The organism is Streptomyces sp. NPDC088923 (assembly GCF_044749745.1).
Lineage (GTDB): Bacteria > Actinomycetota > Actinomycetes > Streptomycetales > Streptomycetaceae > Streptomyces.
Window position 1 is genome coordinate 29,689 of record NZ_JBIVIO010000004.1, and the last position, 20,136, is coordinate 49,824.

Genomic DNA, 20,136 nt, shown 5'->3' on the forward strand with positions numbered 1-20,136 from the left:
CCGGCCGTACGCCCCCCTGTCCCCCCGGCCGCCCCGGCCGGACTTGGTCCCACCCCCGGGCCCCCTGCCTCAGCGTGCCGTCTTCGCCCATGGGGTCACGCCGAGCTTGCCCGTCGTGCCGAGGTCGATGTGTTCGGGGAACATCACCGGGGCGGCTCCCGCCTTCGCGCGCACGCGGGCGTAAGGGGCCGTCACCGGGGTGCCCATCTCCGTGAGGTTGCGCCAGACCAGCCTGGCCGTCGCCGACTCGCCGGGCTTGAGGGTGACGGGGCGCGGGGGCCCGTCGCCCGTGATGCCGGTGGTGATCTCCCGGCTGCCGCGGAGGATCGCGACGTTCTCGATCGGCTCGCGGGAGTCGTCCAGGAGTTGCAGGACGGGGTAGCCCTCGACCTGGTAGTCGCGTGTGCCGCAGTTGTCGAGGTGCAGGCCCATGACGCGCAGGCCCATCGCCGCGTCGCCCTTGTCGGTGCCGACCCGGACGCCGGAGGAAGGGCAGGTGCCCGGGGCGGCCAGGGCCTCGGCGGCGGGAACCGCGGCGACCTCGCTCACCTCCGCCCCCGTGATCCGGGGCGTGGTCGGCGGCAGCGCGCCGGCCCGGACCGAGCCGCGCACGGTCTTCCCCGGGGCGACGTCGCGCTTGGTGGCGGTCCCGCCGCCCATGGCCCCGCCGTCCTCGCTCGTGAACGTGAGGGTGACCGTGTAGGTCAGGGTCTCGGTGCCGCTGTTGGTGATCTCGTACGCGGCACTGATGCCGGAGTCCCCGCCGAGGTCGAGGTGGTCGGCCGTGACGGAGTAGCGCCGGGTGGGGGTGGGCGAGGGAGAGGCGTTCGGCAGGGTCAGGGAGGTGACGCGTGCGCCGTCCTTGCCGGGGTCGTCGATGGGCGTCCGGGTGGAGGCCGAGGCCGCCCCCTTCGCGGGGGCTCCCGTCTCCTCCGTCCCGCAGGCCGTGAGGGCCGTGAGCAGCAGGATGGTCGCGGCGAGGGCCGTGACGAGGGGGAGCGTACGGGGAGTGGCCGGCCGGAGCGGCGTGCGTCTGTGCATCCGGTCATCTGATCAGCAGGTATGTCCCCCGCCTGTGACGGAGGCCATAGTTCCGGTCACAGCGCTGTCACAAGTGGCCGGGGCGGGAGAATGCGGGGGTGACTGATGACGACCCGGATCTGTGGCTGGAAGACGTCGAGGGCGAGGCCGCTCTCGCGTGGGTGGGGGAGCGGAACGCCGAAGCGGAGGCCGAACTCGCGGGGGACCCGGGCTTCGCCGCGCTCGAAGGGCGCTTGCGCGAGGTGCTCGACGCGAGCGACCGCATCCCTTACACGACGCGACGAGGTGACCAGCGGTACAACTTCTGGCAGGACGCCGAGCGCGTGCGGGGGGTGTGGCGGCGCACCTCCATCGAGGAGTACCGCCAGGAGGTGCCCGCGTGGGAGGTCCTGCTGGACGTCGACGCGCTCGCCGAGGCCGAGGGTGTCGACTGGGTGTGGGCAGGTGCCGTCGTGCGCGAGCCGGACCGGGACCGGGCCCTGGTGCGGTTGTCGCGCGGCGGGGGCGACGCGATCGAGGTGCGCGAATTCGACCTCGGGCGGCGGGAGTTCGTCGAAGGCGGCTTCCGGGTCGCCGAGGCCAAGACCCGTATCGGGTGGATCGACGAGGACACCGTCCTCGTCGGCACCGGGCTCGCGGGCGGCTCGCTGACCGACTCCGGCTACGCGCGCACCGTACGCCGGTGGCGGCGCGGGACCCCCCTCGGCGAAGCCGTCGTCGTGTACGAGGCGGAGCGGAGCGACGTCGCGGCCTGGGGATGGCACGACCGCACGCCGGGCTTCGAACGGGACTTCGTCGGGCGGGCGACCGACTTCTTCACCAGCGAGCTGTACCTCCTCGCCCCCGGTGACACCCTCGTCAGGATCGACGTGCCCGACGACGCGGCGGCGTACGCGCACCGCGAGCACCTGCTCGTGAGGCTCAGGAGCGACTGGCTCGGCCACCCGGCGGGCGCGCTCCTCGCCTTCGGCTTCGACGCCTTCCTCGCGGGCGACCGCACCGCCCGCGTGCTCTTCGCGCCGGACGACCGCACGGCCCTCGTCGGCCAGGCATGGACCCGCCACCACCTGCTCCTGACGACGATGCGCGACGTCAGCACCCGCGTCGAGGTGCTCACACCGGCGCCCGAGGGCCCCTGGACCCGCGCCCCGCTTACCGCCGTACCGCCGCTCTCCGACGTCGCCGTCATGAACACCGATCCCGACCTCGACGACGCCTACGACCTCGACGTGGAGGGCTTCCTCCAGCCGTCCACGCTCTCCCACGGCCGGATCGGCACCCCCGCCGACGTCCTCAAGCGCGCCCCGGCCCGCTTCGACGCCGAAGGCCTCGTCGTACGGCAGTACTTCGCGACCTCGCGGGACGGCACACGCGTCCCGTACTTCGTGACGGGCCCCGACCACGAGACGCACGGCCCCGGACCCACACTCCTGTACGGCTACGGCGGCTTCGAGGTCTCCCTCACTCCGGCGTACGGGGCCGTGAGCGGCCGGGCGTGGCTGGAGCGCGGCGGCACGCGCGTCGTCGCGAACATCCGGGGCGGCGGCGAGTACGGGCCCGACTGGCACCGTGCGGCACTGAAGGCCGAACGACCGCGCGCCTACGAGGACTTCGCCGCCGTCGCCGCCGACCTCGTCGCACGCGGCATCACCACCCCCGCCATGCTCGGCGCGCTGGGCGGCAGCAACGGGGGCCTCCTGATGGGCGCCATGCTCACCCGCTACCCCGAACTCTTCGGCGCGATAGTCGCCGAGATCCCGCTGCTCGACATGCTCCGCTACCACCAACTCCTCGCGGGCGCCTCCTGGACGGCGGAGTACGGGGACCCGGAGGACGAGGCGGACCGCCCGCACCTGCGCGCCCTCTCCCCGTACCACTGCCTCACCGCGGACCGCGCCTATCCGCCCCTCCTCCTGCGCACCTCCACCCGCGACGACCGCGTCCACCCGGGCCACGCCCGCAAGTTCGCCGCGCGGATGCGGGAACTCGGCCACTCCGTCCTGTTGCACGAGAGCCCGGGCGGCGGGCACGGCGGCGGCAGCGACAACGCGCAGGCGGCGTTCAACAGCGCGCTGGCGTACACCTTCCTGTGGCGCCGGCTGAACCCGCCGCGTGCCGGCGGACCAGCCCGGCCAGACCGGGAGTGAGCCGCAGGCGGTCCAGGGCCCGGGAGGGCGGAGGGGGACGGTGGGGCGGGTGCCGGGTGCCGGGTGCCGGGTGCCGGGTGCCGGGTGCCGGGTGCCGGGTGCCGGGTGCCGGGACGGGTTCGGGCGGGTCCGTCCCGGCGCCGTGCCGCTCAGCCCCTCACCGCCACCAGGCTCACCCGCGTCGTCCCGGCCGCGCAGCGCAGCCCGCCCTCGGCCGTCCGCGTCGTACCGGCCGCCTCGGTCCGTATCCGGTGGCCCGGGACCTCGACGCGCCACGGCCGCGCGCTGTCCGTCGTGATCTCCAGACCAGCTCCGGTGCGGCGGACCGTGAAGGTCGCCGCGGTGCCCGTGCCGTCCGGGCGGGGGATCGCGGTGACCGTCTCGGCGGGCCCGGGGTGGACCCGTAGCGTCATGTCGTCCGCCCAGTCCGAGACCGGGCCCTCCTCGTGCGCGGCGAGCGGGAGTACGGAACCGGGGCGGGCCAGGAGCGGGAGGGTGTCCAGCGGGTGGTGCTCGTGGCGCCAGCCGGGGCCCGCGACCTCCTCGCCGGTCAGGAGGTGGGTCCAGGTGCCCTCGGGGACGTAGTACTCGACCGAGCCGTCCGCGCTGAGGACCGGCGCGACGAGGAGGTCGTCGCCGAGCATGTACTGCCGGTCCAGGGTGCGGCTGGCGGGGTCCTCGGGGAATTCGAGGAGCATCGCCCGCATGACGGGGACGCCGTCCTCGTGCGCCTGGAGCGCCGCGCGGTAGAGGTACGGCATGAGGCGGTGCTTGAGCCGGGTGAACGCGCGGGTCACCTCGACCGCCTGGGTGCCGTAGTCCCACGGCACCCGGTACGACGTCGAGCCGTGCAGTCGGCTGTGCGAGGAGAGCAGGCCGAACTGCACCCAGCGGGCGAAGAGTTCGGGCGACGGCCTGCCCTCGAAACCACCGATGTCGTGGCTCCAGAAGCCGAAGCCCGACAGGCCGAGCGAGAGACCGCCGCGCAGCGACTCCGCCATGGCCTCGAACGTCGACTCGCAGTCCCCGCCCCAGTGAACGGGCAGGCGCTGACCGCCCGTTGTCGCCGAGCGGGCGAAGAGGACGGCCTCGTGCTCGCCGCGCTCCTCACGCAGAAGATCGAAGACGGCCTCGTTGTAGAGCTGCGTGTACAGGTTGTGCGCGCGGGCGGGATCGCCGCCGTCGTGCCAGGCGACGCCCTCGGTCGGCACCCGCTCGCCGAAGTCCGTCTTGAAGCAGTCCACCCCCTGGTCAAGAAGCACCTTCAAGTGGCCCTGGTACCAGGCGCGCGCCTCGGGGTTCGTGAAGTCCACGAGCCCCATCCCGGCCTGCCACTGGTCCCACTGCCACACGTCGCCGTCCGTCGTGCGCAGCAGGTATCCGCGCTCCATGCCCTCGGCGAAGAGCGGGGACTTCTGCGCGATGTACGGGTTGATCCACACGCAGATCCGCAGCCCGTGCCGCTCCTTGAGCCGCCGCAGCATCGCCTCCGGCTCCGGGAAGACCTCCGGGTCCCAGGTGAAGTCGCACCACTGGTAACCGCGCATCCAGAAGCAGTCGAAGTGGAACACCGAGAGCGGGATGCCGCGCTCGGCCATGCCCTCCACGAAGCGGGTCACGGTCTCCTCGTCGTACGAGGTCGTGAACGACGTCGAGAGCCACAGTCCGAACGACCAGGCGGGCGGCAGTGCGGCGCGCCCGGTGAGCGCCGTGTAGCGGCCGAGCGCCTGCTTGGGCGCGGGACCGGCGAGCACGAAGAACTCCAGGCTCTGGTCCTCGACGCTGAACTGCGTCTGTCCCACCGCCTCCGAGCCGATCTCGTACGAGACGAGCCCGGGGTGGTTGACGAAGACGCCGTAGCCCTTGCTGCTCAGGTGGAACGGGACGTTCTTATAAGCCTGTTCACTGCTCGTGCCACCGTCCGCCTGCCACAGGTCGACGGTCTGGCCATTGCGGGTGAAGGGGGTGAAGCGCTCACCGAGGCCGTAGATCTGCTCGCCGACACCGAGTGCGAGCCGGGCGAGCGTGAAGTGCCGGCCGTCGGCGTCCGTCGCGAAGCCGAGGCCGCGCGGGCCGAGCGAGGTGAGCGTGCGCCCATCGGCGTCCAGGAACTCGATGCCCCAGTCGTTGCCGGGCGTTGCGGCAAGCCGTGCGGTGAGGGAGCCGGTGACGAGTTCGGCGACGCCGTCCTCCTGAAGCGTACGCGTGCGGCCCGCGCCCGCGACCGGCTCGGCGAGGGCGAAATGCGGGCCGCGCTGACGGCGGCCCGCGTGGTGGGTGAGCCGCACGCCGATCACACCCTCGGCGGGGGACCACAACTCGACCGTCAGCAGAGGGCTGTTGAGCGTCGCGCCCCGTGTCGACTCCCTGCGTACCGCCGCGTACGCGGTCAGCCGCTCGGGACCCACCTCGACATCGGCGACGGTGGTGGCGTGCCGCAGGGTCACGCCGGGGCGCACCTGCCAGTAGCCGTCGGTGAACTTCATGCGGGGTGCTCCTGGTCGGTGCTGGCGGTGCTGGCGGTGCTGGTGCTGATGGTGGTGCGGGCGCGGTGGTGGGCGAGCAGGCCCGCGTACCAGTGGTAGCTGTCCTTCGGCAGGCGCTCACCGCTCGCGTAGTCGACGCGGACGAGGCCGAAACGCTGCTCGTAGCCGCGCGCCCACTCGAAGTTGTCCAGCAGGGACCAGGCGTAGTACTCGCGTACGTCCGCGCCCTCCTCGATCGCGGTCGCGAGCGCGGCCAGGTGCGTGTCGAGGTAGTGGATACGGTCCGCGTCGTGGACGGCGCCGTCCGGCGCGACGGAATCGGCCTCGGCCGAGCCGTTCTCGGTGATCCACAGCGGCGGCAACCCCGGGTGGCGCGCGGTCAGTTCGCGCAGCAGGGCGGGGAGCGCCTCCGGGACGACGGGCCAGCCCATCGTCGTGTGCCTGGTGCCGTACGGGTCCGTCTCGGCGGCACCGATGTCGACGGCGGTACGCAGGCGGGGCTCGCTCTCGCGGTGCGGTGCCGCGCGGACGGTGAGCGGCCGGTAGTAGTTGAGGCCGAGGAAGTCGAGCGGGGCGCCGATGACGCGTAGGTCGTCCTCGCGGCGGAGCGCGGCGAGGTCCTCGGCGAGCGGGCCCCAGGTCTCGTGCTCGTGCTTGGGGTAGCGGCCCGCGAAGAGCGGGTCCGTCCAGACGTCGTTGTGCAGCGTCCTGGCGCGGCGGAGCGCGGCGAGGTCGTCGGGGTGGCCGCTCGCGGCTTCGACGCGGTCGAGATTGAGGGTGATGCCGACTTCGCGTGCTCCCGCCGCGCGCAGCGCCTCGGTGCCGAGGCCGTGCGCGAGCAGCAGGTGGTGGGCCGCGGCGAGTGCGCCGACGCCCTCTCGCGCGCCGGGGGCATGGCGCCCCTCCGCGTACCCGTTGAATGCGGTGCAGTACGGCTCGTTGAGCGTGATCCAGCTCCCGACGCGGTCCCCGAGCCGCTCGGCCACGACGGTGGCGTACGCGGCGAAGTGCTCGGAGGTCGCGCGCTCGCGCCAGCCGCCCCGGTCCTCCAGGGTCTGCGGAAGGTCCCAGTGGTAGAGCGTGACGGTCGGCGAGATCCCCGCGTCGAGCAGGGCGTCCGTCAGCCGGTCGTAGAAGTCGAGTCCCTTCGCGTTGACGGCCCCCGTTCCCTCCGGCAGGACGCGCGGCCAGGCGACGGAGAAGCGGTACGCGTCGACGCCGAGCCCGGCGAGCAGTGCGACGTCCTCGGGCCAGCGGTGGTAGTGGTCGCAGGCGACGTCACCGCTCGCGCCGTCCTCGGTGCGGCCCGGCGTGTGGCTGAAGGTGTCCCAGATCGAGGGGCCGCGCCCGTCCTCGTCGTGGGCCCCCTCGATCTGGTAGGCGGCGGTGGCGGCGCCGAAGCGGAAGCCGGGGGGAAACGTGGGGTAAGGGGCGGTGCGGGAGGGGGCGGTACTCATGCCTGCCTTTCGATGCGGGAACGGGCCGGGGACGGAGGCGTGCGGGTGCGGGTCCTACTTCACCGAACCTCCGGTGATCCCTGCCGCCACGTACTTCTGCGCGAGGACGAGGAGGACGGCGGCGGGCACGGCGGAGACGACGGCGGTCGCCATGACCGCGCCCCAGTCGCTGACGTGGGCGCCGATGTACTCGTACATGCTCAGCGTGATGGGTTTGACAGCGTCCGTCGTGTTGAGCGTGAGCGCGAACATGAAGTCGGACCAGGCGAAGAGGAAGGTGAAGAGCCCGGCGGTGATGAGGGAGTTGCGGCTCATGGGCAGGACGACGCGGACGAAGGCCGTGAAGCGGTTCGCGCCGTCGACCATCGCGGCCTCGACGACCTCGCGCGGCACCGAGACCATGAAGGAGCGCAGGAGCACGATCGAGAAGGGCAGGCCGAGCGAGGCGTCCGCGAGAATCAGTCCGGGCAGGGAGTTGGTGAGACCGAGGTCCACGTAGGCGCTGTAGAGGGCGTTCGCGATGACGATGCCGGGGACCATCTGCGTGATGAGGGTGCCGAAGACGACGGTGCGCGCGCCGCGCAGGCCCAGCTGCGCGAGCCCGTACGCGGCGGGTGCCGCCAGGGCGAGGCAGACGACGACGGCGCCGAGCGCGACGAGGAGGCTCGTCACGAGGGAGTCGCCCTGACTGCTCAGCGCGCGGCTGAAGTTGCCCCAGCCGGGCGAGGTGGGCAGCCAGCTCGTCGAGGCGAGCCCCTCGCCGGGCTGGAGGGCGATGTTGACCATCCAGTAGAGCGGGAAGAGCAGCACCACGAGGATGAGCAGCGCGATGATCGTGTTGCCCGCGCGGCGCAGGCGGCGGCTCGTGGGCTCGGCGGTGGCCAGGGGGGTGCGGGGCCGCGGGGTGGCGAGGGCGGTGGGGCCGGGCTGTGGTGTGGCGGGTGCGGTCATGCGGCTCACTTCCCCTGTCCGAAGTCGGAACGATTGGCGCGCAGGTAGAGGACGGCGAAAACGGCGCTCACCAGGATGAGGACGTTCCCGACGACGGCTCCCTGTCCGAAGTCGAGTTGCTGGAAGGAGAGCTGGTACGTGACGGTGCCGAGCGTCTGCGTGGAGTCGGCCGGGCCGCCACCGGTGAGGGCGAGGATCAGGTCGAGGATCTTGACGGTCGACATGAAACCGAGGACGAGGACGACGGTCACGACGGGACGCAGCATGGGCAGCGTCACGGAGCGGAACGTGCGCCAGGCGCCCGCGCCGTCGAGCGAGGCGGCCTCGTACAGCTCGCGCGGGATCTCCTGGAGCCCCCCGTAGAGGATCACCATGTTGAAGGGGATGCCGATCCAGATGTTCACGAGGACGGCGGAGGTGAGCGCGACGCCGGGGCTGCTGAGCCAGTGCACGGGGGAGTCGGTGAGGTGCAGGTTCGTCAGGAGGGTGTTGACGACGCCGGTGTCCTGGTCGAGGAGTTTGCGCCACACGACGGCCGAGACGACCATCGGGACGAGCCACGGCAGGAGCAGCAGGGCGCGTACCGGTCCGGCGAGGCGGAAGCGGCGCGAGAAGAAGACCGCGAGCGCGAGGCCCAGGACGAACTGCCCGAGGAGAGAGCCGAGGACGAAGAGGAGGGTGTGGCCGAGCGAGTCGGTGAAGAGGGGGTTGTCGAAGACCTTGCGCCAGTTGTCGAGGCCGTTGAACGGGGCCTCGCCGGTGAAGAAGGTGCGCGGCGTGTAGTGCTGGAAGCTCATCACGACGTTGCGGACGAGCGGGTAGCCGAAGAAGGCCAGCATGTAGAGCACGGCGGGCAGGACGAAGCACCAGCGCAGCAGGGCCGCGCGGGCGCCGCGCCCGTGGCTGGGGCCGTGCGTGGCCGGGGCCTTGGTGACGGAGGTGCCGGGGGCTGCGGTCAGGGCCATGGCGTGCTCACTTCCCCGACGTGGCCCGCGACTGGGCCTGCTTGAGGGCGGCTGCCGGGCTGGACTTCCCGGTCAGTACGGACTGGAAGGCGCCGGAGAGCGCGTCGGAGACGGCGGGCCAGGAGGCGCCGACCCGGGTGGTGCGGGAGCGGGCGGTCGCGACCTCGTCGGCGAAGGCGGCGAGCTTCGGGTTCTGCTTCTTGTACTGCCCGGCCGCCGCGCGCATCGTCGGCACGTTGTTGACGGACTCGCCCCAGTCGATCTGGTTGCGCTGCTCGTTGAGGCAGTTGAGGATCTTGGCCGCCGTGCGCTGCCGGCTCGTGTGCCCCGTCTTCGGGAGCGTCATGACGGTGCCTCCGATGGGCGGTTGCGCGGACTGCCCCGCCTCGGGCACGGGTATCTGGGCGACCGCCCAGTGCAGGTCCTTGTGCGCGTTGAGCACGGGCACCTGCCAGGGACCGTTGATCATCATGGCGGCCCGGCCTGCCAGGAACTGGTCGTTGACGTCCTGCTGGTTCCAGGTGACGACGGCGCTGGAAGCGGACTTCGCGGTCACGAGGTCCTTCCAGAGCTGGAGCGCGGGGGCGCCCTTGCCGTCGTCGAGATGGGCCTCGTTCCCGCCCGTGGTCCAGAAGAACGGCAGGAACTGGTAGACGCCGTCCGCGTCCGGGGTCGCGCTGAACGCCATGCCGTAGGTCTTGCCCGTGGTGAGCCGCTTCGCGGTCGTCTTCAGCTCGTCCCAGGTGCGGGGTGGCTCGACACCGGCCTTCTTGAGCAGGTCCACGTTGTAGAGGAGGGCGAGCGAGTTGACCGAGCGGGCGATGCCGTACTGGGTGCCCTTGAAACTCCCCATCGTGACGGCCGACTTCGAGAGCCCGCCGGTCTCGACCCCGGCTTCCGTGAGCGGCACGAGCCCGCCGGTGTCGGCGAACTGCGGCACCTCGGAACCGTCCAGTTCCAGGATGTCGGTGAGCGAGTGCGAGGAAGCCATGCGCAGCGCTTTGGAACTGACCTGGTCGGCCGGGACGCTGGTCTGCTGGACCTTGACGCCGAGCGGCCCCGCGCACCGGTCGAAGAAGCGCTGGTTCTGGGCGTGCTCGTGGCTGTCGGTCGCGGAGTTGAGCACGGTGAGGGTGTCGTCGTCCGGCCCGGTCGAGCATCCGGCGAGGGCGACAGTGGCGGCGAGCGCGGTCGCGAGGACCACGGCGACGTCCCCTGGCCTGCTCCGGCGAAGGGGTGGCATGGCGGGAGGGCTCCGTTCGGTCTACGGCTGTGTAGGGGCGGAGGGGGGTGTCGGGTGGGGTCGGGGGAGGGGGCTGAGGTCGGGATGGGGTGGGGCCGAGGGCGGGCGTCGAATCGATTCGACAGTGGGGGAAACGGCAGTGGGGGAGACGTGTGCGTGCTCGGTGGTACGGGACGGTAGGGGGCGGGGCGTATCGGGGGAGGCGACGGGATGGACGCCGTGCGGGTGCCTGATGCGGGGCGCCCGTTGCATCGTCGAATCGATTCGACAACGCGACGCCGAGATCGTAGGACGCCGAGGGCCTTCCGACAAGAGCTGGGACACGACCTGGTGAGCCAGTGTGAGGGTCAGCCGGACCGGAACACCTCGCGCGGTCCGGACCGGGACACCTCGCGCGGTCCGGACCGGGACACCTCGCGCGGTGACGAGCCCTCCCGCTCTCGCGCGACCGTGGGGGCGCGGGGAACGGGGAGCGGGACGCCGGACGGCGGATCGGCCCGCGCGGCGAGGGCGCGGGAAGGGGTGAGGGCGCGAGGGGGGCGGAGGCGCGAGGAGGGGCGGGGTGAGAAAGGCCGGGGGCGAAGGGGACCGCTTTCCCGTCCGGTGCGGAAGGCGCTACGGGGCCGTGGCCGGACCCCCGGTCGCCTCGGCGGCATCTCACGCGAGGCTGCCCCGGTCCCGGGCGTCTCAGGCGAGGCTGCCCCGGTCGCGGGTGTCCCACACGAGGCTGCCCCGGCTCCGGGCGGGCGTCTCACGCGAGGCCGCCCCGCTCGCGGGCGTCCCACGCGAAGCTGCCCCAGCCCCCGGGCGGGCGTCCCACGCGAGGCCGCCCCGCTCGCGGGCGTCCCACGCGAGGCCGCCCCAGCCCCCGGGCGGGCGTCCCACGCGAGGCCGCTCCAGCCCCCGGGCGGGCGTCCCACGCGAGGCCGCCCCGGTCCCGGGCGTCTCACCGCAAGGCTGCCCCCGGTCCCGGGCGGGCGTCTCACGCGAGGCCGCCCCGCTCGCGGGCGTCTCACCGCAATGCCGCCCCGGTCCCGGGCGTCCCACGCGAAGCCGCCCCGGTCCCGCCCCTCACACCCCCCGCGGCCCCCTGATCCCCTCCGCCCCGCTCAGCAGCGGCGGGACCAGGAGGTGGGGGGCGGGGGAGGGGGTGGGGCGGGTCGTGGCCTGGGCGGCGAGGCGGATGACCTCGGTGGCGAGGGCGTGGACGGGGAGGTCGACGCGGGGGATGCGGCGGGTGGCGGGGTCGTCGGGGAGGGAGCCGAGGACGAGGACGGTGATGTCCTCGGGGGCGCGCAGACCGAGGGCCGCGAGGGCGTCGAGGGCGTGGTCGGCGGTGGGGTGCTGGACGATCACGGCGGTGGCGCGGTCCGGGCCGGTGCCGATCGTCTCGCGCAACCGGTGCACCAGCCGAGGGGTGTCGTTCGGGGAGTGCCGCTCGGAGGAGGGGCCGCTCGGGGTCTCCACGACCCGGAGCGAAAGCCCCGCCTCGGCCGCCGCCCGCGCGCCCGCCGCGCCGCGCAGCGCGTAACTGCGGCGCGCGGCGAACTCGTTCTGGGTGGGGCCGAGGTAGACGAGGGCGCGGTGCCCCGCGGCGGCGAGGGTGCGTACCGCGAGGGCTGCCGCGGCCTCCCAGTCGAGGTCGGTCCAGGGCAGCGCGGCCTCGTCGGCGGGACGGCCGATGAGGGCGGCGGGGAAACCGAGTTCGCGGACGACGTCGATACGGTTGTCCTCCATGTCGACCGCCATGAGCACGGCGGCGTCCGCGAGCCCGCTGAGCGCGACGCGCCGCACGCCCTCCGCCTTGTCCTGCGAGGTGCTCAGGAGCAGGTCGTAGCCGAGCAGGTTGGCCGCGTCGCTCACGTCGATCGCGAAGCGGCCGTCCACCGAGCGCTGGAGCCCCGCCGCGCGCGGCACGGCGAGCGCGATGACCCGCGTCCGCCCGGCGCGCAGCGTCCGCGCGGAGGCGTGCGGGTGGTAGCCGAGCACGTCGATCGCCTCGCGTACGCGGGCTCTGGTCTCCTCCGAGATGGAGCGCGAGCCGCTCAGGACGTACGAGACGGTGCTCGGTGCCACCCCGGCGTACTGGGCCACATCCCTGATCGTTGCCACCGTCGAACCTCCCCGCCACCTGCGCGAACGGCGCGAGCCATGGTAACCGCCGCGAAGGAGCGCGAGCGGTGCGGGCGGAGCCGGCCGACGCGCGCGCAAGGGCCCCGGCTCCGTTTGCCTCCCCACCCCCCGGGTACTCGCGCCGAACCCTGCAACCGACCAATGGGGAGAATCCATGAGCGAAACCCGTGAAGCCTCTGAAACCCGCGAAGCGAAGCAGTTGGACGTCTTCGTCGTCGGGCTCGACGACGACAACCTCGAAACGCTTCGCGAGGTTCCCGGTGCCGAGGCGCTGACCTTCCATCCGCTGCTTTCGGTGGCTGAACTCCAGGAAGGTGAGATCGACTTCGACAGGTTGCTGGACAAGGCGCGGGCCACGCTCGACGCGTTCGAGGGGGGCGTGGACGCGGTGGTGGGGTACTGGGACTTCCCGGTGAGCGCTCTCGTGCCGCTGCTGTGCGCCGAGCGCGGGCTGCGGGCGACGAGTGTCGAGTCGATCGTGCGGTGCGAGCACAAGTACTGGAGCCGGCTCCTGCAGCGCGAGGCCGCGCCGGAGGCCGTGCCCGGGTTCGGGCTCGTGGACCTGGACGAGGCGGACCCGCGCCCGCCCGCGGGCGTCTCGTTCCCGATGTGGCTCAAGCCGGTCAAGTCGTACTCCTCGGAGCTGGCCTTCGGGGTCAAGGACGAGGCGGAGTTCCGCAAGGCCGTCGAGGAGATACGGGCGGGGATCGGCCGCATGGGCGAGCCGTTCTCGCGGCTCATGGAGGGCATCGACCTGCCGCCGGAGATCGCCGAGGCCGGGGGCGCGGCGTGCCTCGCCGAAGAGGCCCTGACCGGCGTGCAGGTCGCGGCCGAGGGCTACGTGCACGACGGCGAGGTGGTCGTCTACGGGGTGCTCGACTCGCACACGTACCCCAACAGCGCCTGCTTCCTGCGCCACCAGTACCCGGCGGACCTGCCGGAGGAGACGACGCGGCGCGTCGTGGACATCTCGCGGCGCGTCATGGAGCGCACCGGGCTCGACTCGGCCACGTTCAGCATCGAGTTCTTCTACGACCCCGAGACCGGCGACGTGAAGGTCCTGGAGATCAACCCGCGCCACTCGCAGTCGCACGCCGAGATGTTCGCGCACGTCGACGGCGTCCCGAACCACCACCGCATGCTGAGCCTCGCGCTCGGCCGCGACCCCCGCGTGCGGCAGGGGCACGGGCGCTACGAGTACGGCGCGAAGTGGTACTACCGCCGGTTCCGTGACGGGATCGTGCACCGCGTGCCGACCGCCGAGGAGATCGCGGAGGTCGAGCGCGAGGTGCCGGGCGTCAAGGTGGTGATCGTGCCGGACGAGGGCGTACGGCTCTCCGAGATGCCGGGGCAGGACAGCTACTCCGCCGAGCTGGCGCACCTGTACGTCGGGGCCGACAGCGACAAGGAGCTGGAGGCCAAGTACGACCGCGCGGTACGGGGGCTGCGCTTCGAGATCGAGGACGTCTGAGGCGGCCCCGCAGCCGCCAAGCCGTCGAAGAGCCCCGTAACGGAAAGGACTTATGCGTTACGTCAGCCAACTCCCGCATGCCGTCAAGGAAGAGGAGCACGTCCTCATCCCGATGCCGGACGGTGTCCGGCTCTCGGCGCACGTCTGGCGGCCCGTCTCGTCCGACACGGAGCCCGTGCCCGCCGTCCTTGAGGCGATCCCTTACCGCAAAAGGGACTTGAGCTCCGTACGCGACTCGATGCACCACCCCTACCTCGCCGGTCACGGCTACGCCTGCGTGCGGCTCGACCTGCGCGGTACGGGGGACTCCGAGGGCGTACTCCTCGACGAGTACCTGGAGCAGGAGCAGCGCGACGCCGAGGAGGTGCTCGCCTGGCTCGCCGAGCAGCCGTGGTGCGACGGGGCGACCGGCATGATGGGCATCTCCTGGGGCGCCTTCGCCGCGCTCCAGACCGCCGCCCGCCGGCCGCCGAGCCTGCGCGCCGTCGTCCTCGCCTCCTTCACCGACGACCGCTACGACGACGACATGCACTACATGGGCGGCGCGATGCTCTCGGACAACCTCGCCGAGGCGGGCACGATGTTCGCCTACGCGACCTGCCCGCCGGACCCGGCGGTCGTGGGGGAGCGGTGGCGCGACATGTGGCACGAGCGCCTCGCGGCGAGCGGCCCGTGGGTCGTCGAGTGGCTGCGCCACCAGCGCCGCGACGCCTACTGGCGGCACGCCTCGGTGTGCGAGGACTACGGCGCCGTACGGGTGCCCGTGCTCGCTTCGAGCGGCTGGGCGGACGGCTACTCGAACGCCGTCACCCGGCTCCTCGAACACCTCGACGTGCCCCGCAAGGGCCTGGTCGGGCCGTGGTCGCACAAGTTCCCGCACCTCGGCGAGCCCGGTCCGGCGATCGGTTACCTCCAGGAGGTGGTGCGCTGGTGGGACCACTGGCTCAAGGGCGAGGAGAACGGGGTCATGGACGGGCCGATGCTCAAGTCCTGGATGCAGGAGAGCGCGCCGCCGTCGACGTCGTACGAGGAGCGCCCCGGCCGCTGGGTCGGTGAGCCGAGCCTGCCTTCTCCCCAAGTGGAGTCGCACGTGCATCCGTTGACGGCGCACCGCATCGAGGAGGCGGAGGCCGCGGACGGGGCTCCCGGTGACTGGCTGACGGTCTCCTCGCCGCTCTCGGTCGGCCAGTACGCGGGCAAGTGGGCCTCGTACAACGCTCCCCCCGACCTCCCCTACGACCAGCGCGAGGAGGACGGCGGTTCGCTCGTCTTCGACAGCGCGGTCCTCGCGGAACGCCTGGAGATCCTGGGGGCTCCGACCGTCGAGCTGGAGTTCACCGTGGACCGGCCCGTCGCGCAGGTGGCGGCGCGGCTCTCGGACGTGGCTCCCGGCGGCGCCTCGACGCGGGTCTCGTACGGCATCCTGAACCTCACCCACCGCGGGGGCGGCGACCCCGAGCCGCTGGAGCCGGGGCGTACGTACCGTGCCACGGTTCGCCTCAACGGGATCGCCCAGGCGTTCCCGGCGGGACACCGCCTGCGCCTGTCCCTCTCCACCTCGTACTGGCCCCTCGCCTGGCCCCCGCCCGAGCCGGTCATGCTCGCGGTGAAGGCGCGCGCGAGCACCCTGACGCTGCCGGTGCGCCCCGTGCGGGCCCCGGACGAGGGGATCGCCTTCGGCGAGCCGGAGGCGGTGCGCCCCCTCGCGACGGAACAGCGCGTCCCGCCCGAGCAGTCCTGGCGCGTCTCGCGCGATCTCGTCGACTACCACGCGGCCCTCGACATCGTGAAGGACAGCGGCACCACCCACTACACCGACATCGCCCTCGACGTCGGCCGCCGGGCCGTCGAGCGCTACGACTGGACCGCGGACGACTTCACCTCGCCACGCGGCCACTCCGCCTGGACGATGCGCTTCTCCCGCGGCGACTGGGACACCCGCACCGAGACCACCACCACCCTCACGTGCGACGCGGACCACTTCCACGTCCACGCCACACTCGACGCCTACGAGGGCGGGGAGCGGGTGTTCTCGCGGAACTGGAGGGAGACGGTGCGGCGGGATCTGGTGTGAAGGGGCGGGGTGAACCGGTGCGCGGTGAACCGGTGCGGCGGCCTCATCCGATCTCCACCACCCGCGCCCAGGCCGGGGGCCCCGTGGGGGTGTAGGTCTCCTCCTCCTCGTCGTAGTGGGGCTCGTGGCGGCGGGGGAAGAGGCCGATGACCGTGCGGCAGGGCGGGCGGGTGGCGGGCCAGGGGGTCTGGCCGTCGGTGAGGAGGACGAGGGTGTCGGGGCGGGTGGCGAGGGCGCGCGGGAAGGCGGTGCGCAGGTCGGTGCCGCCGCCGCCCGTGAGGTGGAGGTCGGCCGCCGCGCACAAGGTGGTGGCGCGGGAGGCCGCGGCGTCGCAGGAGATGACCTTGACCAGGTCGCGGCGTCCGCCCAACGCTCGTGCGATCGCCGCGAGTTCGAGGAGCGCCGAGCCGAGTTCGGCGTCGCTCACTGAGCCCGAGGTGTCGATCACCACCGTGACGCGCGGGGGTGTGCGGCGCAGGCTCGGCAGGACCGCTTCCGGGAGTGCCGCCGCGCGGCGGGGCGGGCGGCCGTAGCGGTAGTCGGCGCCCTGTCCCGCCGCCGTGGCGGCGGACCGTACCGCCGCGCCGAGCAGCCGCTGCCACGGCTGCGGCGGGTGCACGACGCGCTCCGCCCAGCGCTGCCAGCCCGCCGGCGCGTTGCCCGGGGCGCCGGTGAGGGCGCGGGCCACGCGGAAGCGCACCGCGTCCCGGTCCCCGCGACGCAGCGCGTCCGCCCCGCCCGGGCCCAGGTCCCAGCGGCGCGGCAGGCCGTCCGCGCCGCTGCCGCACTCCAGCCACGCCAGGTGCGCGGTGTGCGCGCCGAGGCGGAATCGGCGCAGGTAGCCCTCCATCAACTGGCCCGCTCCGAGACCGAGATGGGAGGGGAGTACGGCCCCGCGCGGGGCGGTGAGCCCGTCCCCGTAGATGTCGTCGTTGATCTCGCAGTCCGCCGCGATGTTCACCCGCAGCCGCTCCCCGGGGCCGTCCGGGCCGTGCAGTGCCACGTACCGCTCGCCGCGGTCGTGGTGCTCGCGCAGCAGGTGTGAGACCTCGTGCACCCACACCCCGGCCAGCTCGGCGAGCGGCGTGCGCGCGACGAAGACGGCATTGACGTACAGCCGCCAGTACGGGTCCACCGCCATCGTCGGCACCCACGCCGAGGGCACCGGGGACAGCGCGAAGAGCGCGGTCGCGAGGTAGGGACGATGGCGGACTGCGAGGAGCCGGGCCGTGTAGAGCTTGTCGGTGTCCAGGGGGACGGGAACGGAAGCGGCGCGCACCGGAGCGGGGGCCGGTGGCACGGGCGCGGGGCCCGACGGTACGGGCGCGGGGGCCGACGGTACGGGAGCGGGGGCCGCGGGTACGGGCGCGGGCGCGTCCTTTCGTGTCATCGCCACGTCTCCGCCCGTTCCCGCTCCGCCTCGCGCCGCGCCTTCCCGTCCGCCTCCGCCCCCGCACGCGCCACGCGCTGCGAGAGGGCGACGACCCCGGAGAGCCCCTCGATCGCCGGCGGCGCCGGCCAGTCCGGGCGGCGCAGCGCCGCGAGCGCGCTCGCGGGGGTGACCAGCAGGTCGGGCGGGCCGGAACGCGCCGCGTGGGCGAGGAGTTCCCAGGCGGCTTGCCATCTCCATTTCTCCGGGCGGGCGTTGACCGCGGCGACCGCTCCGTCCAGCGCCGCCTGCCTGCGGTCGCCGCGCTCCGGCAGGACCGCGTTCGCGGGGTCGGCGAGAAGGTCCTCGGGGTCGGGGAGGTCCATCCGGTCCAGGTGCGCGAGGAACTCGTACCCGGGGCCGTCCCCGACCGCGCCGCGCACCAGGAGCGCGAGGACGTCGCGCCCGGACCCTGCCGCCGAAGCGAACGCGGTGAGCCGCAGCGCCATGTCCCAACTGCGCGGCGACGGCCACGCGTTGCCCCGTACCGTCTCGGTGGAGGGGAGCTGGTGGACGAGGGTGGGGCGGGCCGTCAGGAAGCCGCACACCGCGCGCCGCGCGTACGCCACCGCATCCGTGAGCCGTTCCGGGGCGAGCGCGGGCAGCGCGGCCACCGGCCAGGTGCCGCCCAGTCCCCGCACCACCACGTCCGGGTCGTGGTGCCACGTGAGGTGCACGAAGCGGTTGGCGAGCGGCGGGCTCAGCTCCCAGCCGTCGGCGGCCGAGGCGGGCGGGTTCGCTGCGGCGACGATGCGGACGGCGGGAGGCAGGCGCAGCGCGCCGACGCGCCGTTCGAGGACGAGCCGCAGGAGCGCGGCCTGCACCGCCGGGGGAGCGGTGGACAACTCGTCGAGGAAGAGCAGCCCCCGTCCCGCGCGCACGAGCCGCACCGCCCAGTCCGGCGGGGCCATCGGGATGCCCTCGCTCGCCGGGTCGGGGCCGATGACGGGCAGGCCCGAGAAGTCGGACGGCTCGTGGACGCTCGCGATGACCGTGGTGAGCGGCAGATCGAGGGTCTCGGCGAGTTGCATGAGCGCGGCGGTCTTGCCGATGCCCGGCTCGCCCCACAGCAGGACGGGGAGGTCGGCGGACACGGCGAGCGTGAGGGCTTCGAGGCCGTCGTTCGCGCGGGGCTCGGTGGAGGTGTCGGCGAGGAGGCCGAGGAGGGCCGTCGCGGTGTCGAGAGGGGAGGCGGAGGCGGTGGGGTCGGGCACGGGCGAACGGTGCGGGGCCGGCGCCTGGGCGCGGATGGTCGCTGCGGTGTGTGGCATGGGGCATCACCTGAGGGCGTGAGGAGGTGTGTGGTACGGCGATGGGGCCGGTGGTTCAGGGAGTGTCCGGCGAGTGGTGCGGGGGCGGTTCAGCGGATGGGACGACGGCGTGGTGCCGGGGGGAGGGGGATGCGCTGGGCCGGGGACAGTCCGGCGCGGTGCAGGTCGTGGCGGAGCCGCTGGCGGCCCGCCTCCGCCAGCGCGGTCCGCAACTCCCCTTCGGGCAAGTCGCGTTGCGGACCGACCAAGTGAGTCACCCGCTCGGTGGCGCCGACCACGTCCCCGTAGCGCAACAGTTCACGCACCTCGGGGTGGACGTCGAGCTCGCGTGCCGCCTCGCGGAGCGCGCCCAGGCAGGGCAGCGGCGTGCCGCCGAGCTGCGCGAGCAACTCCTCGCGCTCCAGCTCCTCCTGGGTGTGGTCGAGCGCGACAAGCGGCCCGCCCGCGCGCGTGCGTCCGAGGCGGTGGCTCGCGCCCTGGCACGCGATCCGCAACACCTCCGGTCCCGGCGGCTGTCGTACGGGACCGGGCGCGCCCGGGGCGAGTGCCGCGGCGACCAGCGGATGCAGCGCGTCCGGCGCGAGGAGCCCGGCGCGCAGCAACTCCACGTCCGGCGGCACCCAGACGGCCGCCTCGGGCAGTGTGGGCACGCCCGGCCACGCGCGGGCGCGCACTTCCTCGGCGGTGGCGACGGCCCCGTCCCGTACGTGCAGGAGCAGCCGCCGCGCACGGGCCAGGCGCACGAGCACGTGCCCGGCCTCCCCGCGCCCCTCGGCCCGCAGCAGGAGTGCCGCCTCCGCGCCCCAGCGTCCGGACGCGTACGCGTCCGAACCCAACAGGGCGTGCCAAGGGGGTGGTTGCCCAGAAGCTCGCAGGTCCGCGCGCTCGCGCAGCTCGCCGCTGCGCCCCGCGTCCCACAGGTGCCGGTGCAGGTCGAGCCGGAAACGGCGGTCCGGGGAAGGGCAGTCCGGGCCCGGGCGGTCGCCGAGCCACAGCGTGAGGCGCTGCCCGGCCTGTACGGAGGCGGGCGGGGTCTCGGCGAGCAGGTGCACGGGCCGGCCGGTCCCGGTCCCGTACCGCGCGAGGGTCACCGCCGTGCCCGCGCGCAGCAGCCCGTCGGGGCCCGTACGAGGAAAGTGCCAGCGCAGCAAATCCGGTGCCAGCGACTGCAGATCGGACCTGAGCCGGGACGCGAGCGCCTCGCCCCAGCGGTGCCGCACGGCGCGGAACGCGAAGGAGACATCGACCTCGGCGGCGGCACAGGCCCCCGCCCAGTCCCCGGCGGCACGCCGCCGCGTCGCGGTCTCGATCATGCGGGGCGGCACGGCGCACGCGCGCACGCGTTGCCAGAAGAGAAGCCGTGGGAAGGGGGGCCGGTACTCGGCCGGGCGGGGCCCGGGATCAACCGGGCGGTGCGGTGGGGAGTCCCCGAACGCCTCGTCAGTGAGCATCAGCACTCACCTTGCGG

At 73.5% G+C, this 20,136-nt stretch carries 13 protein-coding genes; 3 read left to right on the plus strand and 10 right to left on the minus strand.

All coding sequences use genetic code 11. The features are described from left to right. Nucleotides 1–69: 69 nt before the first annotated feature. Nucleotides 70–1,041, minus strand: a complete 972-nt coding sequence (locus tag ACIP4O_RS18260) for a DUF4232 domain-containing protein (RefSeq protein WP_401575551.1) — start codon at nucleotides 1,039–1,041, stop codon at nucleotides 70–72. Nucleotides 1,042–1,139: 98 nt separating this feature from the next. Between ACIP4O_RS18260 and ACIP4O_RS18265 the strand changes: the two genes are divergently transcribed. Further along, nucleotides 1,140–3,188: a prolyl oligopeptidase family protein gene (locus ACIP4O_RS18265; protein ID WP_401575553.1), complete on the plus strand. Its 2,049-nt coding sequence runs from the start codon at nucleotides 1,140–1,142 to the stop codon at nucleotides 3,186–3,188. Nucleotides 3,189–3,337: 149 nt separating this feature from the next. Here ACIP4O_RS18265 and yicI read toward each other — a convergent pair whose 3' ends face one another. The 6 genes from yicI to ACIP4O_RS18295 all read right to left on the minus strand — a co-directional run bounded on the left by yicI (nucleotide 3,338) and on the right by ACIP4O_RS18295 (nucleotide 12,402). Further along, on the minus strand, nucleotides 3,338–5,674 hold the full coding sequence (gene yicI / locus ACIP4O_RS18270) for an alpha-xylosidase (RefSeq protein ID WP_401575555.1): 2,337 nt from the start codon (nucleotides 5,672–5,674) through the stop codon (nucleotides 3,338–3,340). Continuing rightward, nucleotides 5,671–7,131, minus strand: a complete 1,461-nt coding sequence (locus ACIP4O_RS18275) for a GH1 family beta-glucosidase (protein WP_401575556.1) — start codon at nucleotides 7,129–7,131, stop codon at nucleotides 5,671–5,673. The genes yicI and ACIP4O_RS18275 overlap by 4 nt, the downstream gene beginning before the upstream one ends. Before the next feature lie 54 nt (nucleotides 7,132–7,185). Continuing rightward, nucleotides 7,186–8,082 carry a carbohydrate ABC transporter permease gene (locus ACIP4O_RS18280; RefSeq protein WP_401575558.1) on the minus strand — a complete coding sequence of 299 codons (897 nt, stop codon included), beginning with the start codon at nucleotides 8,080–8,082 and terminating at the stop codon, nucleotides 7,186–7,188. Between the two features lie 5 nt (nucleotides 8,083–8,087). Further along, the gene (locus tag ACIP4O_RS18285) at nucleotides 8,088–9,047 is read right to left on the minus strand and encodes a sugar ABC transporter permease (RefSeq protein WP_361332438.1); all 960 of its coding nucleotides are present in this window, start codon (nucleotides 9,045–9,047) and stop codon (nucleotides 8,088–8,090) included. A gap of 7 nt (nucleotides 9,048–9,054) precedes the next feature. Continuing rightward, nucleotides 9,055–10,290 carry an extracellular solute-binding protein gene (locus ACIP4O_RS18290; protein ID WP_401575560.1) on the minus strand — a complete coding sequence of 412 codons (1,236 nt, stop codon included), beginning with the start codon at nucleotides 10,288–10,290 and terminating at the stop codon, nucleotides 9,055–9,057. A 1,071-nt stretch (nucleotides 10,291–11,361) separates the two neighbouring features. Further along, nucleotides 11,362–12,402: a LacI family DNA-binding transcriptional regulator gene (locus ACIP4O_RS18295; protein WP_401575562.1), complete on the minus strand. Its 1,041-nt coding sequence runs from the start codon at nucleotides 12,400–12,402 to the stop codon at nucleotides 11,362–11,364. A 175-nt stretch (nucleotides 12,403–12,577) separates the two neighbouring features. On the opposite strand from ACIP4O_RS18295, the gene ACIP4O_RS18300 reads away from it, so the two are divergent. Both ACIP4O_RS18300 and ACIP4O_RS18305 read left to right on the plus strand, forming a co-directional pair. Next, on the plus strand, nucleotides 12,578–13,894 hold the full coding sequence (locus ACIP4O_RS18300; RefSeq protein ID WP_401575564.1) for an acetyl-CoA carboxylase biotin carboxylase subunit family protein: 1,317 nt from the start codon (nucleotides 12,578–12,580) through the stop codon (nucleotides 13,892–13,894). A gap of 52 nt (nucleotides 13,895–13,946) precedes the next feature. After that, nucleotides 13,947–15,968: a CocE/NonD family hydrolase gene (locus tag ACIP4O_RS18305; protein ID WP_401575566.1), complete on the plus strand. Its 2,022-nt coding sequence runs from the start codon at nucleotides 13,947–13,949 to the stop codon at nucleotides 15,966–15,968. Nucleotides 15,969–16,011: 43 nt separating this feature from the next. Here the strand turns inward: ACIP4O_RS18305 and ACIP4O_RS18310 are convergent, their stop codons facing one another. The 3 genes from ACIP4O_RS18310 to ACIP4O_RS18320 all read right to left on the minus strand — a co-directional run bounded on the left by ACIP4O_RS18310 (nucleotide 16,012) and on the right by ACIP4O_RS18320 (nucleotide 20,125). Then, the gene (locus ACIP4O_RS18310; protein ID WP_401576219.1) at nucleotides 16,012–17,247 is read right to left on the minus strand and encodes a VWA-like domain-containing protein; all 1,236 of its coding nucleotides are present in this window, start codon (nucleotides 17,245–17,247) and stop codon (nucleotides 16,012–16,014) included. A gap of 107 nt (nucleotides 17,248–17,354) precedes the next feature. Continuing rightward, nucleotides 17,355–18,668 (minus strand): AAA family ATPase, encoded by a 1,314-nt coding sequence (locus ACIP4O_RS18315; protein ID WP_401575567.1) that lies wholly within the window; start codon nucleotides 18,666–18,668, stop codon nucleotides 17,355–17,357. Nucleotides 18,669–18,757: 89 nt separating this feature from the next. Continuing rightward, entirely contained in the window at nucleotides 18,758–20,125 is a 1,368-nt protein-coding gene (locus ACIP4O_RS18320; RefSeq protein ID WP_401575569.1) for a hypothetical protein, read from the minus strand. Between the last annotated feature and the right edge of the window lie 11 nt (nucleotides 20,126–20,136).